The organism is Gordonia sp. LMA484 (assembly GCF_058129505.1).
In genome coordinates this window covers 1,581,293-1,600,268 of the sequence record NZ_CM176700.1, presented here as the reverse complement: position 1 = coordinate 1,600,268, position 18,976 = coordinate 1,581,293, and the positions used below count along the sequence as shown (strand labels likewise).

General features: G+C 67.4%; 16 protein-coding genes and 1 tRNA gene. 6 read left to right on the top strand and 11 right to left on the bottom strand.

Annotation, left to right across the window (positions count from 1 at the left end):
* Positions 1-34: 34 nt before the first annotated feature.
* Positions 35-3,646, bottom strand: coding sequence for a methionine synthase (gene metH / locus AC4AMJ_RS06800; protein WP_489917587.1), 3,612 nt, complete (start codon positions 3,644-3,646; stop codon positions 35-37).
* Positions 3,647-3,697: 51 nt separating this feature from the next.
* Here metH and AC4AMJ_RS06795 point away from each other — a divergent pair, with 51 nt between their 5' ends.
* Entirely contained in the window at positions 3,698-4,588 is an 891-nt protein-coding gene (locus AC4AMJ_RS06795; RefSeq protein WP_489895203.1) for a PAC2 family protein, read from the top strand.
* Between the two features lie 603 nt (positions 4,589-5,191).
* Here the strand turns inward: AC4AMJ_RS06795 and AC4AMJ_RS06790 are convergent.
* Both AC4AMJ_RS06790 and mshC read right to left on the bottom strand, forming a co-directional pair.
* A complete protein-coding gene (locus tag AC4AMJ_RS06790) occupies positions 5,192-5,500 on the bottom strand; it encodes a hypothetical protein (protein ID WP_489895201.1) in 309 nt (102 codons plus the stop codon).
* Positions 5,501-5,512: 12 nt separating this feature from the next.
* Positions 5,513-6,754 (bottom strand): cysteine--1-D-myo-inosityl 2-amino-2-deoxy-alpha-D-glucopyranoside ligase, encoded by a 1,242-nt coding sequence (gene mshC, locus AC4AMJ_RS06785; protein ID WP_489895199.1) that lies wholly within the window; start codon positions 6,752-6,754, stop codon positions 5,513-5,515.
* 137 nt (positions 6,755-6,891) lie between these two features.
* Between mshC and AC4AMJ_RS06780 the strand changes: the two genes are divergently transcribed.
* Complete coding sequence (locus tag AC4AMJ_RS06780; protein WP_489917586.1) at positions 6,892-7,743, top strand: SMP-30/gluconolactonase/LRE family protein; 852 nt, start codon at positions 6,892-6,894, stop codon at positions 7,741-7,743.
* A 13-nt stretch (positions 7,744-7,756) separates the two neighbouring features.
* Here AC4AMJ_RS06780 and AC4AMJ_RS06775 read toward each other — a convergent pair whose 3' ends face one another.
* Genes AC4AMJ_RS06775 through AC4AMJ_RS06760 form a run of 4 tightly spaced genes read right to left on the bottom strand, consistent with a single transcriptional unit; the run spans position 7,757 to position 11,000 of the window.
* Positions 7,757-8,647, bottom strand: coding sequence for an SCO1664 family protein (locus tag AC4AMJ_RS06775; protein ID WP_489917585.1), 891 nt, complete (start codon positions 8,645-8,647; stop codon positions 7,757-7,759).
* Position 8,648: 1 nt separating this feature from the next.
* Positions 8,649-9,332, bottom strand: coding sequence for a DUF3090 domain-containing protein (locus AC4AMJ_RS06770; RefSeq protein ID WP_489895195.1), 684 nt, complete (start codon positions 9,330-9,332; stop codon positions 8,649-8,651).
* Between the two features lie 25 nt (positions 9,333-9,357).
* The gene (locus AC4AMJ_RS06765) at positions 9,358-10,140 is read right to left on the bottom strand and encodes an MSMEG_4193 family putative phosphomutase (RefSeq protein WP_489895193.1); all 783 of its coding nucleotides are present in this window, start codon (positions 10,138-10,140) and stop codon (positions 9,358-9,360) included.
* Positions 10,141-10,157: 17 nt separating this feature from the next.
* A complete protein-coding gene (locus AC4AMJ_RS06760) occupies positions 10,158-11,000 on the bottom strand; it encodes an undecaprenyl-diphosphate phosphatase (RefSeq protein WP_489895191.1) in 843 nt (280 codons plus the stop codon).
* Positions 11,001-11,140: 140 nt separating this feature from the next.
* On the opposite strand from AC4AMJ_RS06760, the gene AC4AMJ_RS06755 reads away from it, so the two are divergent.
* Genes AC4AMJ_RS06755 through AC4AMJ_RS06745 form a run of 3 tightly spaced genes read left to right on the top strand, consistent with a single transcriptional unit; the run spans position 11,141 to position 13,673 of the window.
* Positions 11,141-12,247 (top strand): YncE family protein, encoded by a 1,107-nt coding sequence (locus AC4AMJ_RS06755; protein ID WP_489917584.1) that lies wholly within the window; start codon positions 11,141-11,143, stop codon positions 12,245-12,247.
* A 2-nt stretch (positions 12,248-12,249) separates the two neighbouring features.
* Positions 12,250-12,573 (top strand): DUF5703 family protein, encoded by a 324-nt coding sequence (locus AC4AMJ_RS06750; protein WP_489895187.1) that lies wholly within the window; start codon positions 12,250-12,252, stop codon positions 12,571-12,573.
* The gene (locus tag AC4AMJ_RS06745) at positions 12,567-13,673 is read left to right on the top strand and encodes a quinone-dependent dihydroorotate dehydrogenase (RefSeq protein ID WP_489917583.1); all 1,107 of its coding nucleotides are present in this window, start codon (positions 12,567-12,569) and stop codon (positions 13,671-13,673) included. Before AC4AMJ_RS06750 ends, AC4AMJ_RS06745 begins: the two co-directional genes overlap by 7 nt.
* 45 nt (positions 13,674-13,718) lie before the next feature.
* On the opposite strand, the gene AC4AMJ_RS06740 is transcribed toward AC4AMJ_RS06745, so the two are convergent.
* Together AC4AMJ_RS06740 and AC4AMJ_RS06735 are read right to left on the bottom strand one after the other, a co-directional pair.
* On the bottom strand, positions 13,719-14,267 hold the full coding sequence (locus AC4AMJ_RS06740; RefSeq protein ID WP_489895183.1) for a YbhB/YbcL family Raf kinase inhibitor-like protein: 549 nt from the start codon (positions 14,265-14,267) through the stop codon (positions 13,719-13,721).
* Positions 14,268-14,331: 64 nt separating this feature from the next.
* A complete protein-coding gene (locus tag AC4AMJ_RS06735; protein ID WP_489917582.1) occupies positions 14,332-15,678 on the bottom strand; it encodes a M20/M25/M40 family metallo-hydrolase in 1,347 nt (448 codons plus the stop codon).
* Positions 15,679-15,763: 85 nt separating this feature from the next.
* Between AC4AMJ_RS06735 and AC4AMJ_RS06730 the strand changes: the two genes are divergently transcribed.
* A tRNA-Leu gene (locus tag AC4AMJ_RS06730) sits at positions 15,764-15,852 on the top strand.
* Between the two features lie 85 nt (positions 15,853-15,937).
* Here AC4AMJ_RS06730 and AC4AMJ_RS06725 read toward each other — a convergent pair.
* Both AC4AMJ_RS06725 and AC4AMJ_RS06720 read right to left on the bottom strand, forming a co-directional pair.
* Entirely contained in the window at positions 15,938-16,189 is a 252-nt protein-coding gene (locus AC4AMJ_RS06725) for a hypothetical protein (protein WP_489895179.1), read from the bottom strand.
* 125 nt (positions 16,190-16,314) lie between these two features.
* Entirely contained in the window at positions 16,315-18,933 is a 2,619-nt protein-coding gene (locus AC4AMJ_RS06720; protein WP_489917581.1) for a LuxR C-terminal-related transcriptional regulator, read from the bottom strand.
* Between the last annotated feature and the right edge of the window lie 43 nt (positions 18,934-18,976).

Genomic DNA, 18,976 nt, shown 5'->3' with positions numbered 1-18,976 from the left:
CTCCCCGAGCAGCAGAGAGGCGTGCGGCAATCCGTCAGGTGTTGAAGTACTTGGCCTCCGGGTGGTGCAGCACGAACGCGTCTGTGGACTGTTCCGGATGTAGCTGCAGTTCTTCCGACAGCACGACGCCGATCCGCTCGGGTTCGAGTAGATCGATCATCTTGGCCCGATCATCAAGGTCCGGACACGCACCGTAACCGAACGAGAAGCGGGCGCCACGGTACTCGAGGTCGAAGAATCCCTGGGCATCCTTCGGATCGTCGCCGGCGAAAGATCGACCGGCAACGGTCAATTCGCTGCGGACACGTTGATGCCAATACTCGGCGAGCGCCTCGGTCAGCTGAACTCCGATGCCGTGCACCTCGAGATAGTCCCGGTATGCATCCTCGGCGAATAGTTTGTTCGCGAAGTCGGCGATAGGCTGGCCCATCGTGACCAACTGGAAAGGCAGCACATCGATCTGACCGGTCCGTTCACAATCCTCGCGTGACCGGATGAAGTCGGCGACACACAGGAAGCGTGGACGTTGCTGTCGCGGGAATGCGAAGCGGTGGCGCACTTGCGCATCCGGTCGAGGCTCGGCGAGGACGTGCACCTCGTCGCCGACACTGACCGCCGGGAAGTAGCCGTACACGACGGCCGCGTGCTGCAGGATGTTCTCGGTGGACAAGCGATCGATCCAGTACCGCAACCGTGGCCGGCCGTCGGTCTCGACGAGTTCCTCGTAGCTCGGACCCTCTCCCCCACGCGCACCGCGCAGTCCCCACTGTCCGAGAAACAGTGCGCGCTCGTCGAGTAGTTGCAGGTAGTCGGCGATCGGCACACCCTTCACGATGCGGGTGCCCCAGAACGGCGGTGACGGAATCTCGTTGTCGGCGGCCACATCCGAGCGTGCCGGCACGTCAACCGGGGTCGCCTCGGCCTTCCGCTTCTCCGCGATCCTCTTGGAGCGCTCGTGCCGAGCCTTGCGTTCGGCGGCCTTCTCCTTGGCGGCCAACGCTTCCGGGCTGTCTGGATCGGGACCTTCACCGCGCTTGGTGGCCATGATCTCGTCCATCAACCGCAGACCCTCGAACGCGTCCCGCGCGTAGTGGACGTCACCCTCATAGATCTCGGCGAGATCGTTCTCAACGTACGTGCGGGTCAGCGCAGCGCCGCCGAGAAGGACCGGGTAGCTGTCGGCCACCCCGCGCCCGTTGATCTCCTGCAGGTTCTCCTTCATCACCACGGTCGACTTCACCAGCAGTCCGGACATGCCGATCACATCGGCCCGCTTGTCCGCGGCCGCCTCCAGGATGGTGTTGATCGGCTGCTTGATGCCGAGGTTGACCACCTCGTACCCGTTGTTGGACAGAATGATGTCGACGAGGTTCTTGCCGATGTCGTGAACGTCACCCTTGACCGTGGCGAGCACGATCCGGCCCTTGCCGTCCTCCCCTGTCGACTCCATGTGCGGTTCGAGATGGGCCACAGCGGTTTTCATCACCTCGGCAGACTGCAGCACGAACGGCAACTGCATCTGCCCGGAACCGAACAGCTCCCCGACGGTCTTCATCCCGGACAACAGGGTCTCGTTGATGATCGTCAGCGGCGGCGTTGTGGTCATCGCCTCGTCAAGGTCGGCCTCGAGACCGTTGCGCTCGCCGTCGACGATGCGTCGCTCGAGACGCTCGAACAACGGCAGTTTGTTCAGCTCTGCCGCCCGCGACTCCCGCGCCGACGCCGCCGACACCCCTTCGAACAGCTGCATCAGCTTCTGCAGCGGGTCGTAGCCCTCGCGCCGACGGTCGTAGACCAGGTCCAGGGCCACCTCCCGATGCTCCTCGGGGATGCGCGCCATCGGCAGGATCTTCGATGCGTGCACGATCGCCGTGTCCAGACCGGCCTGCACACATTCGTGGAGGAAAACCGAATTCAGGACCTGACGTGCGGCCGGGTTGAGGCCGAAGGAGATGTTGGAGATACCGAGTGTGAAGTGCACGTCCGGGTGGGACTCGTGCAGTCGGCGGATCGCCTCGATCGTCTCGATGCCGTCGCGGCGCACCTCTTCCTGGCCGGTCGAGATCGGGAAGGTGAGCGCATCGATGATGATGTCTTCCTCGGCCAGACCCCAGTTCCCGGTGATGTCATCGATCAGTCGTTCGGCAACCCTGACCTTCCAGTCGGCGGTGCGTGCCTGCCCTTCTTCGTCGATGGTCAGCGCCACCACGGCCGCACCGTGCTCGACCACGAGTTCCATGATCTTGGTGAAACGCGACTCCGGCCCGTCGCCGTCCTCGTAATTCACCGAGTTGACCGCGCAACGACCGCCGAGGGCCTCCAGACCGGCCTGGATGACCGCGGGCTCGGTCGAGTCGAGCATGATCGGCAGTGTCGACGAGGTCGCGAACCGACTCGCCAACGCGGTCATGTCGGCGGCGCCGTCGCGGCCCACGTAGTCGACGTTGAGGTCGAGCATGTGCGCACCGTCGCGGGTCTGGTCCTTCGCGGTATCCAGGCATTTCTGGTAATCCTCGGCGATCATCGCCTCGCGGAATGCCTTCGAACCGTTGGTGTTGGTGCGCTCACCGATGACGAGGAAGCTGGAGTCCTGGTCGAACGGCACCGCCGAGTAGAGCGACGACGTTTCGGCCACGTGTTCGGGCTGCCGCGGCCTGGGGGCGGTTTCACCGACACGCTCGGCGACCTGCCGGATGTGCTCGGGCGTGGTGCCGCAGCATCCTCCGACGAACGCCAGTCCGAAATCGGTGACGAAATCATCGAGCGCCGTTGCCAATTCGTCCGGCTGCAATGGATACTCGGCTCCGTTGGCACCCAGGACCGGCAGTCCGGCGTTCGGCATCACCGACACTGGAATGCGGGCGTGCCGGGACAGGTAGCGCAGGTGTTCGCTCATCTCGGCGGGGCCGGTTGCACAGTTCAGGCCGATCATGTCGACACCGAGCGGCTCGACCGCGGCCAGTGCCGCTCCGATCTCGGAACCGAGCAGCATGGTGCCGGTTGTCTCCACGGTGACGTGGCTGATGATCGGGATGTGCCGACCGACGTGGCTCATCGCCCGACGCGCCGCGAGCACCGCGGCCTTCACCTGCAACAGATCCTGCGATGTCTCGACCAGAATGGCGTCCGCGCCGCCTTCGAGCATGCCGGCGACGCAGTCGAAGTAGGCATCCCGGATGACCGCGAACGTGGTGTGTCCGAGGCTGGGCAATTTGGTACCCGGTCCGATCGAACCCAGGACGAACCGCGCCGTCCCGTCGGCGCTCGGGCCCATCTCGTCGGCCACGCCGCGCGCGATGCCGGTGCCCTTGTACGCCAGCTCGCGGATGCGGTCGGCGATGTCGTAGTCCCCGAGGTTGGAGAGGTTGCAACCGAAGGTGTTGGTCTCGACCGCGTCGGCGCCGGCCTCGAAGTAGGCGCGATGGATGTCGGCCAGGACATCCGGACGTGTGTCGTTCAGGATCTCGTTACAGCCCTCGAGTCCGGCGAAGTCGTCGAGCGTCAGGTCGGCAGCCTGCAACATGGTGCCCATCGCCCCATCGCCGATGAGGACACGACGCGACATCGCGGTCAGGAATGTCGTGTCGTAGTCGGCCGGGCGCCGCGTGCGGGCCCAGTTGTCCGGGTCGGTGGTAGGGGTCGACATGGTTGACAGCGTAGTTCGCTCTCTCTCGGGGTTCGGTCGTAGGCTGGTTCAGTGAACGCTGAGCAGAGGTCGAACCTTCCCCAGCTGCGCAGGCCCATTCTCTTGGCCGCTTTCGAGGGGTGGAACGACGCAGGGGACGCGGCCAGCAGCGCCGTCGAGCATCTGGCACTGAACTGGGATGCCGTTGCCCTCGCCGACATCGATTCCGACGACTACTACGACTTCCAGGTGAATCGGCCCATCGTGAAGCAGGTCGACGGGGTCACCCGACGAATCGACTGGCCCACCACGTCCATCTCGTACTGCACCCCCCACGGTGCGGACCGTGACATCGTACTCGTTCGCGGGATCGAACCGAACATGCGCTGGCGGGGGTTCTGCAAGGAGATCGTCGACCTGGCCAAAGAGCTCGGGGTCGAGACGACGGTGATGTTGGGGGCATTGCTCGCCGACACGCCACACACACGTCCGGTCCCGGTGACAGGTGCCGCGTACAGCAGCGAGTCCGCCTCCCGGTACAACCTCGCGGAGAGCCGCTACGAAGGCCCTACCGGCATCACCGGGGTGTTGCAGGACCTGTTCGTACAGGCCGGCCTGCCCGCGGTGTCGTTCTGGGCGGCCGTTCCCCACTACGTTTCGACGCCCCCGAACCCGAAGGCGACGGTCGCCTTGCTCAACCGCGTCGAGGAGGTGCTCGACATCGAGGTGCCGCTGGGCACCCTCCCCGAACAGGCTGAGGAATGGGAGCGCGCGGTCACCGAGATGACCGAGGACGACGAGGAGATCGCCGACTACGTCCGCGGCCTCGAGGAACGCGGTGACGCCGAGGTCGACCCCGACGAAGTGATGGCCAAGATCGACGGCGATGCGTTGGCCGCCGAGTTCGAGCGTTATCTGAAGCGCCGCGGGCCGGGCGCGGGGCCGGGGTCATTCGGAGGATGAACTGCGAGGATGCAACGCACCACCGCCCCTGACGCCCCTGCGACGCACCCGCCGGTCCCGGACGCCCACCGGTCCTTGAGGAGCCTCCGAGCCAGCGAGATACGACGCACCCACCGCTCCCTGAGGAGCCTCCCAGCCAGCGAGATACGACGCACCCACCGCTCCCTGAGGAGCCTCCCAGCCAGCGAGATACGACGCCACCACCGCTCCCCGAGGAGCCTCCCAGCCAGCGAGATACGACGCCACCACCGCTCCCTGAGGAGCCTCCGAGCCAGCGAGATACGACGCACCCACCGCTCCCTGAGGAGCCTCCCAGCCAGCGAGATACGACGCACCCACCGCTCCCTGAGGAGCCTCCGAGCCTGCGAGGATGCGTCACGAAGGGCCGCCCTTCGTGAGGCATCGCTCGTTCCTCGCGAGGCTCCTCAGGGACCGGAGGGCGAGGCGAGGCATCGCTCGGTCCTCGCGAGGCTCCTCAGGGACCGACGGGTGAGGCGACGCATCGCGCGTTCCTGGCTCCTCACCTCAGGGACCGAAGGGTGAGGTGATGCCGACCGGCCATCACCAACCATTCGAGTGCGCGCGGTCAGCCCAGGAGCCCGCTCAGCCGATCCGTTCGATCGACACGACCGGCGTGGTGATCCGCCATGTGCGGACGTCGGGGTCGTCGGCGGCGCGCACCCAGAATTGTGCTGACTCGCCCACGCGGCATGACTTCACACCCAGCAGCGGGATGTCCTCGGAATCCCGCCGCAATCGGCTGACCGCCCAGTCCTCGTTGTCGGTTCCTCCGACCCCGGGTGCGCGGAGCAAGGTCATCTCGTCGAAATCGAGCAGATAGGTCGAGGTGCGGGTCACCACCGTCCATACCCCGCCGGTCGTCTCGGGTGCGATCTCCTGCGTGCGTGCCACGGGAGAACCTTACTAGGTGAGCGCGACGCCGAGCAGGGCGTCGACGGCGCGCGCGATCTCACCGGGTGCGGCACTCGAGTGGCCGATCCCCAACTCGACGTCGCGACACCAAGCATCGACTGCGGCAAGTGCTTTGGGTGTGTCGAGGTCGTCTGCGAGGTGCTGGCGAAGGCGATCGACAGTGGCGGCCGCATCCGGACCGGCCGCTGCCGCGGTGGCGGTGCGCCACCGTGACAGGCGTTCACGCGCCTCGTCGAGCACGGCATCGGTCCACATCCGGTCCGCCCGGTAGTGCGCCGACAACAACGCGAGCCGGACCGCCGCCGGATCCACGCCGTCGCGCCGAAGATGCGAGACGAACACGAGATTGCCCCGGCTCTTCGACATCTTCTCGCCGTCGAGTCCCACCATGCCGGTGTGGACGTAGTGGCGTGCGAACCGGCGAGAACCGGTCAGTGCTTCGCCGTGGGCGGCGGAGAACTCGTGATGCGGGAAGATCAGGTCATTGCCTCCGCCCTGGATGTCGAACTCGATACCCAGACGGTTGAGGGCGATGGCCGAGCACTCGATGTGCCACCCCGGGCGGCCCGGGCCGTGCGGCGACTCCCACGAGGGCTCGCCCGGGCGAGCGGCCCGCCAGAGCAGGGCGTCGAGCGGATCGCGTTTGCCTGCACGATCGGGATCACCACCGCGCTCGGCGAAGAACCGATCCATCGTCGCGCGGTCATACCCGGACTCGTAACCGAACTGCTCGGTGGCATCGATCCGGTAGTAGATGTCGGGGAACTCGGCGTCGTCGACGACATAGGCCGCTCCGGATGCGAGCAGCTTCCCGACCACCTCGATGACCTCGCCGACGGATTCGATCGCACCGATGTAGTCCCGCGGTGGCAGCACCCGCAGCGCGGTCATGTCGTCCCGGAACAGCTGGGTCTCCCGCGCCCCGAGGTCGCGCCAATCGACCCCGTCGCGCTCGGCGCGCTCGAACAGCGGGTCGTCGACATCGGTGACGTTCTGGACGTAATGCACGTCATGGCCCAGATCACGGAGCACGCGGTTCACGAGATCGAAGGTCACGTAGGTCGCGGCGTGCCCCAGATGGGTTGCGTCGTACGGGGTGATACCGCACACGTACATCGTCGCCGTCGGGCCCGGGCTGACCGGCCGGACCTGGGCGTCGGAGGTGTCGTGGAGACGAAGGGCGGGCCCGGTACCCGGAACGGCCGGGAGGGCGGGATCAGGCCAAGACTGCATGCATCCACTGTATGGGCCGCCGATATCGCGTCGTCGACAGCCCGCCCCACGACGGCGCACGATGATTTCCTGGCGTGGCATCGGTCTGAACACGTGCGACTGTCGAGCCGGCGGTCCGTCGCGGAAGGGAGTCCTCCATGCAGACGCTCGCGGAAGGGTTCGGGCTGGTCGAATCGCCCCGATGGCATGCCGAACGGTTGTGGTTCGCCGACTGGGCGGCCGGCGAGATCCGCGCCCTGACCGACAGCGGTTCCGAGGTGCAGATCGCACACCGCTCGTTCCCGTTGTGCTTCGATTTCACGCCCGACGGCAGGCTGCTCGTGGTGTCGTCGGAGACACGGTCGTTGCTTCGACTCGAGGACGGTGGCCTGGTCCGACACGCTGATCTCACCCCGCTCTCGGAGGTCGGGGCCAACGACATCGTCGTCGACGGACGGGCAAACGCGTACGTGAACAGCCCGAATGCGCCGTTCGGCACCACCACGCCGCCCGGCGAGCGGGCGCCCGGCCGCATCGCGCTGGTGACACCGGACGGCACGACCCGGGTCGTCGCGGATGATCTCGATTTTCCCAACGGGATGGCGATCACCCCGGACAACCGCACCCTCGTCGTCGCCGAGTCCTACCGCTGCCGGCTGACCGCATTCGACATCCTCGACGACGGGTCGCTCGCGCATCGGACCCTCTTTGCCGACCTCGGGCAGGATCCGCCGGACGGCATCACGATCGACGACACCGGCGCCGTCTGGTACGCCGACGTGCCGCACGGCAGGTGCGTCCGGGTGGCACGGGGTGGCTCGATCCTCGAAAGGATCGACCTCGATCGTGGCGCGTTCGCCTGCATGTTGGGAGGTGCCGACGGGCGCACCCTGTTCGTGGTGGGTGCGCGATGGCCGGAAAACGGCCTACCGGCAGGCGACACCGACTGGGCCGGAACCGTGTGGTCGACGCACGTGGATCATCCGCGAGCGGGATGGCCGGGTGGATGATCCGGTGGCGCGCTCAGAAAGGCGGCCACGGGATCGGACGGTGGCCCGGCGGATGCGGCATCGTCTCACTCGTGACGAGGTCGGCAGCTCGCTCGGCCAGGGCGATGATCTCGCGCTCGGTGATGTGTGCGGCCAGTTCGGTGGTCAGCGGGTGCCCCGCGGACGCGAGGTGATCGGCGAGGTCGGCGAGGTCAGCCACGAGATGGCCCGGGATCTGTTCGCCTGCCCAGCCCCAGAGCACGGTTCGCAGTTTGTCGTCGGTGTGTAGACAGATCCCGTGATCGACACCGTAGACGCCACCGTCGAGTGCCTCCAGGACGTGACCGCCCTTGCGATCGGCGTTGTTCAACACGATGTCGAGCACGGCCATCCGCTGCAGCCGCGGGTCGTCGGCGTGAACCAGGACCACTGGCTCGCCGTACGGGTCGATGGCGCGCAGGATCGCGCGGTAGCCGACCGGGACGGTGTCGGGCGGACACAGGTCCACCAGATCGATGGCGGGCGTCGGCAGTTCTGTCGGGGCGCCGTGCCGCGCCGACGGGTCGTCGTTGTCGACCGTCACGACCCAGCGTTGCACCATGCCCGGCCCCAGCGGCCCGTCACGATGGATCGTGGTGGGTATCACCGACCACCCCAGCGCCTCGGACACGAGATAGGAGGCGACCTCTCGTCCGGCGAGCGTGCCGTCAGGGAAATCCCACAGCGGGACCTCGCCGCGGACCGGCTTGTACACGCACCTGACCTCGCGTTCGCCGAGGACGGCGTCACACACCAGGGTGGCGTTGCTGGCGGTGGGGATCCGCCCGACGATGACCAACTCGCCATCCCGCAGCGGATCGGGGCCCGCAGAATCGTCGGGCTCGTGCTCGGGAACCGGAGGTTCGTTGGGTTCGCCGACGGTCACATCAGTCCTGGCCAGACGAACCGGGGTCGGTGTCGTCGTCGGGATCGGGGTCCAGATAGTCGGTCTCATCCTGCATCGTCAGGTTGCGGAAGACCTCTGGATCGACGAAGTCGAGGGATTTGCTGAGCTCCGCGCCGCGCTTGTACCCGTTGGTCCGCACGCACAGGTGGCCGTCCGGGTCGAGCGGCTCGTGGCACAGCGGGCACGGGGGTCGCCCGGCCGAGATCACCCGTGACGAGCGCGCCGCGAACTCGCGAGCCGCCTCGGTGGTGAGGAAGACCCGCACCGCATCAGGGCCCTCGTCGGTGTCGTCGAGAACGACGCTCTCGTCGAACTCCCCCTCGGTGATCGCGAGCAGTTCCACCACGACGGCCTCGGACTCGGCATCCCAGCCCAGGCCCATGGTGCCGACCCGGAACTCGGCGTCCACCGGCATCACCAGCGGACTCAGGTCTCCGACCTGATCGCGCTCGGGAGGGATGGCGGTTCCGAATCGGCGATGAATCTCCTCGAGCAGGGCCCCGATCCGATCGGCCAGGATCGCGACCTGCTGCTTCTCCAGCAGAACACTCACGATCCGGGCCTCGTGCACGGCCTGGAGGTAGAACGTACGGTCCCCCGGCTGACCGACCGTGCCGGCGACGAACCGATCCGGGGTCCGGAACACGTGTATCGCGCGAGACATCACACCTCCTTGACTGTGTCGTCCATTATCCGCGTGCCAGCGGGCCGGCCGCAGCCTTCACGCCCCGATCGTGGCCGTCGACGCCCGTGGCGCCGCCCACGACGGCGTCCTCGCCCGGATCGTCGCCTCCGTCCTCGCCGTCCTTCGCGGGCTTCTCGCGATGCGGAGGCGGTACCGGCAACACCGCCGTGTTGTTGACGGTGAGCACATACGGGCGGGTCGGACCGTACCGGATCACGCTGATCGATGCGGGTTCGACGACGATGCGCTGGAACGAATCGAGATGCATACCCATCGCATCGGCGATGATCGACTTGATCACATCCCCATGCGAACACGCGACCCACACACCACTGCCGTCCTCGCCGCCGTATGTCCGGTCGAGTTCGCGAACCGCGGCAACGGCCCGAGCCTGCACATTCGCCAGGCCCTCGCCCTCCGGGAACACCGCCGCCGAGGGTTGGTGCTGCACCGTCTTCCACAGCGGCTCGGACACGAGGTCTTTGAGCGGCCGGTTGGTCCATGCGCCGTAGTCGACCTCGGCCAGTGCGTCGACGACGATCTCGGGGACATCACGGCCCGGTTCGGCGACGAATCGGGCCATCAGTGGCGCCACGGTCTGTGCGCAACGCTCCAGCGGCGAGCGGGCCACTGCGCTGATCTCGCCGACGCAGACGCCCAGCCGGTCGATGAGCGCCGTGGCCTGCTCGCGCCCCTTGTCGTCGAGGGAGACGCCCGGCGTCCGTCCCGCGAGGACCCCCGAGGTGTTGGCCGTGGAACGTCCGTGGCGCACCAGTATCACGGTCATGGCCTCAACCTTACGGCTCAGGTCGCGCTGATCACGCCTGCGGACAGCAGACCCATGACGGTCAGGCCGAGGATCACGCGGTAGGCCCCGAACCAGTTCATCGAGTGAGCGCTCACGAAGCGCAGCAGCCAAGCGATCGAGGCGAACCCGATGACGAAGGCGATCAGGGTGGCGACCAGCAGTTGCGGCCCGGTGGCCTCCATCCCCTCTCCGCTGGGGTTGAAGGCGTCGGGCAGGCTGAACAGACCGGACGCGGTCACGGCCGGGATGGCGAGCAGGAACGAGAAGCGGAATGCCGCTTCGCGCTCGAGGCCGAGAAACAGACCGGCGCTGGCGGTGGCACCCGAGCGCGACACGCCCGGCACCAGCGCGAGGCATTGGGCCAGCCCCATCACCAGCCCGTCCCGCAGCGTGAGCTGCTCCATCGACCGCTCCTTGCGTCCGTACCGTTCGGCCAGCCAGATCACACCGGCGAACAGGATCAGCACGCTCGCGACCAGCCAGAGGTTTCGGCCCCCGGTGCGGATCTGATCCTTGAACAGGAATCCGAGCACACCGATCGGGATGGTGGCGAAGATCACGTACCAACCGATCCGGTAGTCCAGCCCGCGGTCCTCCCGGTCGAACAGGCCGCGGAACCAGGCCGCGACGATGCGCACGATGTCGCGGGCGAAGTAGACGAGGACGGCCGCTTCGGTTCCGAGTTGGGTGACCGCGGTGAACGAGGCCCCGGCGTCGTCGCCGAACATGATCTCCGACGCGATACGCAGATGCCCGGAGGACGATATCGGGAGGAATTCGGTCACGCCCTGAAGGGCGCCGAGCACGATGGCCTGAGCCCACGTCATGGTGTCGGTCACGGCCGCAGATGCTACGTGGATTCCGTGGGTCGCACCGCATCCGGTTGCCCCGGCATTTCCCGACAACCTGGACAGATCCGGCGTTCACGCGCGGCCGACCCCGCTCATGCGCACCGCGCGTCGTGACGCAAGATGGTCACATGCACGTGCCGAGATCGAAGCGTTCGAGAGGTCCGTTCCCTGCGGTGGCCAGGCCTCGAGCAGTGGCGGCGGGCGTCGGTGTGCTGGTCGCGGGGGTACTGATCGCCGGCTGCGGATCGTCGGACACGTCGTCGCAGCCTGATGTGCCCACCGTCACACCGGCCACCGCCGCGCCGGCGCCCGCCGGGCCCGCGGCACGTCCCGTCGGCACGGTGCTACCGGCACCGGCGAACAGCCGTGACCTCGCCATCGACGACGGCGTCGTGGCAGTTCTCGGTCCCGGGGGCACCACGGTCCTCCGATATCCGCAGAGCGCGCCGGGCACTGCCGCGCAGCAGTCGACCACCCCACCGCTCACCCGCATCATCGGCAGCGGCGACGGCGCGTTCCTCGGCGTCGGACCCGACGTGGTCGCGCGGATCGCACCCGACGGTGCGGTGACGACCACCGCCGTCTCGGTCGACGATCCGACCGCGCTGGCGCGCACCGCGTCCGGGCAGGTGCTCATCGGTACCGGCGATGGTCGGGTCCTCGCCTTCGATCGCGACCTCCACCCGGGACGGGTGATCGACGGTTTCGTCCGGGTCGACGACATCACCGTGTCGCCGCCGGGAGCCGATCTGGCCGACGAACAGGTCGTGGTGCTCGACCGTGCACAGTCCTCGGTCACCCCGGTCGATCTGTCCGACGGGAAACTCGGGCCCGCCCTGCGGGCCGGCAACGGAGCAACCAATTCGACGGTCGATCGGTATGGACGTGTCCTGGTCGCCGACACCCGCGATGACGAGTTGCTCGGATTCTTCGGGTCACCTCAGGTGATGCGGTTCCGCTATCCGGTGTCCGGCGGCCCGTACGCCGTAGACTACGACGACACCCACAACCTGATCTGGGTGTCGACAACCGCGAACAACGAGGTGGTGGCCTATGACCTGTCCGGGGGCGAACCCGTGGAGAAGCATCGGTTCCCGGCGGTCGCGCAACCGGACAACATCGCCGTCGACGACTCGTCCGGCACGGTCTACGTGCTCTCGGCGCGAGGTGGCCTGCAGGTCGCCGCGCCCGACTACACACTGCGCGGTGTCGTTGCCGTCACTCCGGCGGGGTGACCATGTCGCCTAGTGCACGGATCGCCGCACGCCATCCGCGTGGCTGGGAGGTGAGCACCGACGACCACGAGTGCGTGCTGCTCACCCTGCCGCCCGACGTCACCCGGGTCACCGCATCGATGCGACTGTCGATCGAGGCGGAGTTCGGTGGGTGGGAACTGCGGCGCGTCCGCCTGTACTCGGACGGCACCCGAAAGGTGCTGTTGCGGCGGAAGAAGCCACCACGGGGCCGCGGTACCGTCCCGTCGCGGGTGCCCGACGGCGTCGGACTCGATGCCGGCTTCGATGAGCCCGACTACCCCGACTCGGACGCCGCGGCATGCTGAGCCGCATCAACCACGCGCTCTACCCGCTCCTGTTGCGCGTGATGTTCCTGCTCTCGCCGGAACGCATCCACGGCCTCGCCGCGGGCGCCATCGGCTTCACCGGGCGCAATCCGCTCCTGCGCTACCTCGCGGCCAAGGTGTTCGCGAGCCATGATCCGGTGCTGCGGCAGCGGGTCTTCGGCCTGGACTTCCCGGCCCCACTCGGCCTCGCGGCCGGCTTCGACAAGACCGCGTCGGCGGTCAATGCCTGGGGTCAATTGGGTTTCGGCTACGCCGAGATCGGCACCATCACCGGGCAGCCGCAGCCCGGCAACCCCGCGCCCCGACTGTTCCGCCTGCCCGCCGACCGCGCGCTGATCAACCGGATGGGTTTCAACAACCCCGGCGCGACGGTCGCCGCCGAGCACCTCGCCGCGCTACGACCGGGGCCGGTCAGCGTGCCGATCGCGGCGAACATCGGCAAGACCAAGGTGGTTCCCGTCGCCGACGCCGACGCCGACTACCGGTTCAGTGCCCGGATGCTGGGGCCGCTCGCCGACTTCGTCGTGGTCAACGTCAGCTCCCCGAACACGCCGGGCCTGCGTGACCTGCAAGCCGTCGACTCGTTGCGTCCGATCCTCGCCGCTGTGCTCGACGAGGTCACGGTGCCGGTGCTGGTCAAGATCGCACCCGATCTGGCCGACGCGGACATCGACGCTGTTGCCGACCTCGCGGTCGAGCTCGGCCTGGCCGGCATCGTCGCGACCAACACCACCATCGAACGCTCCGGCCTGCGCACGCCGCCGGCCGAGGTCACGGCGATGGGGGCAGGTGGCCTGTCGGGAGCACCACTCGCCGACCGATCGCTGGAGGTGCTGCGTCGCCTGTATGCGCGCGTCGGCGGCCGACTGGCGCTGGTGAGCGCGGGCGGTATCGAGACCGCGGATCAGGCCTGGGAACGCATCTGTGCGGGTGCAAACCTGCTGCAGGGCTACACCGGGTTCATCTACGGCGGACCGCTGTGGGCCAAGGAGATCCACGATGGCGTCGCCGCCCACGTGCGCGCGGCCGGCTTCGCGAGCCTGGCCGACGCCGTCGGCAGCGACGCCAAGAGTTCGTAGCAGCAAGTCACCGGGAGCCGGCTGGTGCCACGAATCCGGTCCTGGTCAGACGTTCTCGGACGCCTGCTCGTAGGTGCCGACGATGGTCGCACGGGCGATCGCGTGGGAGAACAGGTTGAACCCGAGATACGCCGGGGTGGCGCCGTCGGGCAATCCGAGCGATTCGACGTCGACGGCGTGCACCACGACGTAATAGCGGTGCGGGCCGTGCCCCGGCGGCGGTGCAGCACCCACGAACCGTTTCATGCCCGCATCGTTGCCGAGAGTGACCGCCTCTGCCGGCAATCCACCACCGGTCTCGTCCCCCGCCCCCTCGGGCAGCGACGTCACCGAGGCCGGGATGTCGGCGACCGCCCAGTGCCAGAATCCCGAGGCCGTCGGAGCGTCGGGGTCATAGACGGTCACGGCGAAACTCTTGGTGCCAGAAGGAAACCCGGACCAGCTCAGCTGCGGCGACAGGTCGTCGCCCCCTGCCCCCATCAGTCCGCTCACCTGCTCGTTGCGCAGCGATTGACCGTCGGTCACGCTCTCCGAGGTCAGGGTGAAGCCGGGCAGGTTCGGCAGCGGATCGTACGGGTTGAACGACGACGACATCAGATCACCTTTCTCGTTTGTGCGCAGGCGCCCACGATCGGTCGACGATCGTGGGCTGCGCACCTCAACTGTGCAACAGAAAGTGCTCGAACACGTTGGTTCCGAACAAGACCGCGTCCACCGGGACCCGTTCGTCGACACCGTGGAACAGGGCGGCGAAATCAAGTTCCGGCGGCAATTGCAGTGGCGCGAAACCGAAGCACCGGATACCCAGTTTGGCAAACGCCTTTGCGTCGGTACCACCCGACAGCATGTAGGGCACCGTCTTGCCCAGTGGGTCGTGAGCCAGGATCGCATCATTCATGGCATCGACCAGGTGACCCGAGAATTCCGTCTCGTACGAGTCCAGGTGAGTGATCCATTCGCGGGTCACGTTCGGGCCGATCAGTTCGTCGATCTCTTTTTCGAAGGCTGCTTGCCGACCCGGCAGGACCCGGCAGTCGACGACCGCCTCGGCCTTCTGCGGGATCACGTTCGCCTTGTAGCCGGCCTTGAGCATCGTCGGGTTCGCGGTGTCGCGCAAGGTGGCACCGATGATCCGGGCGAGATTGCCCAACTTGAAGAGAGTGGTGTCGAGTTCGGGTGCGTCGGGCCGCAAGTCCAGCCCGGTCTCGTCGGTCACCGCGGCGAGGAACTCGCTGACCGACTCGGTCATCACCATCGGGAAGGTGTGACGGCCGATGCGCGCCACGGCCTCGGCGACCTCGGTCACCGCGTTGTCGTCGTGCAGGAAGGAACCGTGACCCGCCTTCGCCTCGGCGGTCAGGCGCATCCACGACAGCCCCTTCTCCGCGGTCTCCACGAGGTAGAGACGACGTTGCTCACCATCGGGCCGATCGACGGTCAGCGAGAAACCCCCCACCTCGCCGACGGCCTCGGTGATCCCGTCGAAGAGGTCGGGGCGGTTCTCGACCAGCCAGTGCGCACCCCAGGTTCCGCCGGCCTCCTCGTCCGCGGTGAACAAGAAGACGAGTTCGCGCGGCGGCACCGTGCCCTGGCGCTTGAACTGCCGCGCCAGCGCGAGCGCCATCCCGACCATGTCCTTCATGTCGACGGCACCGCGCCCCCAGATGTAGCCATCGGAGACGGAACCGGAGAACGGATGGACACTCCAGTCCTCGGGTTTGGCAGGCACGACGTCGAGGTGGCCGTGCACCAGCAGAGCACCCCGGTCCGAATCAGGGGGTCCGGCCAGCCGCGCGAACACATTCCCGCGCCCCGGTCTGCCGGACTCCACGTACTGGGTGGTGTAGCCGACCTCCTCGAGGAGTTGTGCGACCCACTTGGCGCACTCCTCCTCGCCCTTGGTGGTGTCGGGTTCCCCGGTGTTGGAGGTGTCGAAACGGATCAAACTGCTGACGATGTCGACCACTTCATCGACTGCACGAACGGCCGCGCGCTGGGAAGTCACACCTCACTCCTACGGGATTTGGGATACAGCGGCAACCTCGGTTAGGGTAGTCCGGCCGGTGCGCGACAAACGCGCCGACAACTGAGTCCGAGTGGCGGAATGGCAGACGCGCTAGCTTGAGGTGCTAGTGCCCTATTAACGGGCGTGGGGGTTCAAGTCCCCCCTCGGACACCAGAGTGATCAGGCCTGGAACATGGCTGCGAGATCCACCACGACAGTGCCCCGGCGGTCCGCCGGGGCACTGTCGTCTCAGTCGGGTTCAGCGTCGCTCCAATCGGAAGAATCTCGGCTGCGACTTCCGCGCGATCCGCGGCAACTCGGCCTCCTCGCCGGCCTGCATCACATCGACCACCACCCACTCCCGGTAGGCGGCCTCGATGCTCTCCACCGTGGCGCCCTGCGGCATGAACAGCGGCCCGAGCGGCTTGCCGAAAGCAAGCATGATCAGGGTTGCGGAGGGCGCGGCCAGCGACGTCACCGAGCGCGCCATCGCCGCCTGTTCGTCCGGCACACCCCAGTGCGCGACGACGTCTTCGATCCCGATCGAGAAGTCGCTAGACCAGCTCCGCAGTGCGGTGATGATCGCCTTGAGGCCGGCGGCGCCGGACGCTGCCGCGCTGGTGTTCGACGGCCCGCCTATTTCGCTGTCCTGCGGCCGCGGACAAGCAGCGAGGCGAGTTCGTCTCGGGTGCGCGTTCCGGTCTTGGCCATGGCCCGGTAGACGTGGCTTTCGACGGTGCGTACCGAGAGGCACAGCCGCTCGGCGACCTCGCGACTGGACAGCCCGTTGCCGACCAGCGTGACGATCTCACGTTCGCGGTCGGTCAGCGGCAACGGATCATCGACCCGGCGCAGGACGGGTGTGCATACGCCTCCGCATTGTTCAGCCAGATCGGCGGCGCGAGCTGCACATCCCAACGCCGATCCCCGCAGTTCGAGTCGGCGATTTGCCAGTGCGGCGTGGGCAGCCGCGTCGGCGGCGGCCACGCGGTCACCCATCTGCTCGAAGTGCTCTGACACCAGGGACAATTCCCTGGGGTCTCCGTTCCGTAGTGCCTCGGCGAAACGAGCGGCCATGCCCACGCGAGGACCCTCGACGACCTTTACGAGCCCGCGCAGCCTCGGTCCGCTGCTTCGACAGCCGAACTGAACGGCGGTCTGAACGCAGAGGACCTCGGCTGCGAAGTGGCCCTTCTCATGCGCTCGGTCAGCCGCCGCCGACACCACCGCGATCGCCTCGCTCACCGCGCCCTGCCCCGCGGACACCCAGGCCCGGGCCAGACTCAGTTCGTAGTCCAACGACCGAAAAGGGCGTCGGGTCTCGTTCAGGACGGAGAGCTCGGCGACTGCCTCATCGGTTGAGCCTCGCATCGCGAGCACGATCGTGCGCGGAACACGGTATCGGTACCCCCACCCCATCGCGAAGGAGACGGACAAGCCTTCGACCGCCTGCTCGAGAAACGACCATGCGGTGGCGAGATCCCCTGCCCAGAGCGCGGCACGACCGGCCACGGCAAGCCCCAGCAGCTGAGCCGCCCCCGGGAGATCGGCGCCCTGCGAGCGCACTCGCTCGGCCATCTCACGGGCGTCACCGACCCTGCCGGCCAGGAGCAGCGCACCCACGTGCGAATCAGCGATGTTGAACCGCATCTGCGGAGCGTCGAAGGACCGTGCCACCGCGGCGTATCCCGCGTCGGCAACGGCCTCGGCTTCGTCCACGCGCCCGGCATCAGCTGCGATGGTGGTCAACGCCCAGCAGGTCTCGGCTCCGACGACAGCCGGCAGATCGCTCAATGCGAGATCCGCAGCGGTCCGCATCGCTTCTTCGGGTCGGTCGAGCGCGAACTCGTACACGGTCCGGAAGGCGTCGACGAAGCTGCCACCGTGTTCGCCGACCCCGCACGACGCCTCATCGATGACCTCCTGGGCGTGCACGGGATCACCGAGCGCCCAGAGCAGGTTGCTCGCACGTAAGAACGAAAATCGCCCGCGCTCGCCATCCGTCAGCGGCCCGGGCGGTACCCGCGCGAACACCTCTTCCGCCTCGCGACCTCGCCCCAGCCATGAAAGGGCATGTGCGCGAATGAAACTCGCCTCCACACCGGCACCCGAACGGATCGCGGCACCAGCGATGCGTTCGGCGAGAGTCAGATCGGCGAGCCAGACCGCACCATGGGCTGCCCTGACGAGCAGATCCGCGTCTGGCGTCAGGTCGGAGTCCAGACTCAACGCGGCCCGACGCACGAGCACCGGGATGTCGTTGCGGTCACCGGACGCGGCGAGTTCGAGTGCGACCCTTCCACGTAGTCTCCGCAACTTGGTGGTGGGTGCACACATGCGTCGCACTTCGCCATACAGCGGATGGATCACTCGTACTTCTACCCGACCCGCCGCGGATTCGAGTGCGATCAGACCGCAGTTCTCGGCCTCCTCGACCGCCGACGGGCCGACGATGCGCGACAAGGTCTCCAGACTGATCGGCTCGCCGACCGCGAGGGTGTCGACCACATCGACAACCGACTCCGGGGCCGCCAGGATACGAGTTTCGATCAGCTCGGTCAGACCCGGCGGCATCGTCGGATCACCGGCCCATCGCCACGATGTACGTTCCCGTCTCAGTCGCCCGACCGCCACCTCCCGCTCGACGATCGTGCGGAGGTACAGGGGATTGCCCTCTGTCAACTGCCACAGCCGACGAGCCGCGCCCGGCTCGGTCGGTCCGCCCAGCACCGCCGTCAGCAACGTCGCGGTTTCCTGGAGGCTCAGCGGGCGCAGATCGACCCGGTCGAACCGGCCGACCTTCGCTATCTCGTGCACTCCGTCGGGAATCGGATCACCCTCACGAATGGTGAGAATCACCTTCGCGGCGCGGCGCAGGACGATCTGGTGCACAACGAATATCGACAAGTCGTCGAGCAGGTGCACGTCATCGATCGCGACGACGGGAGCATCCGAGGCCGACGAGGTGAGCGACTCGATCACGTCCCGCAACAATTGGACGGTACTGGTGACATCTGCCGGCGCCCAGGCGGCGAAAGCGCCGAGCGGAATCGCCCGTGCCGAGGAGGTGCCGACCACCGAACTGCAGTTGGATCCACGCATTTCCGCGGCCGACAACGCCTCACGGACGATCCGACTCTTCCCCACACCTGCGGCGCCGTACACGACGATCCCAGAGGTATCGCGGGCCGAGATGGCGGTATCGATGGCGCTCATCTCGGCCTGCCGACCGATGAGCGGCCACGACAGGCTCATCGTCAAAGCCTACGTGCGATCACGCTTGCGAAGGCTGTTTCCG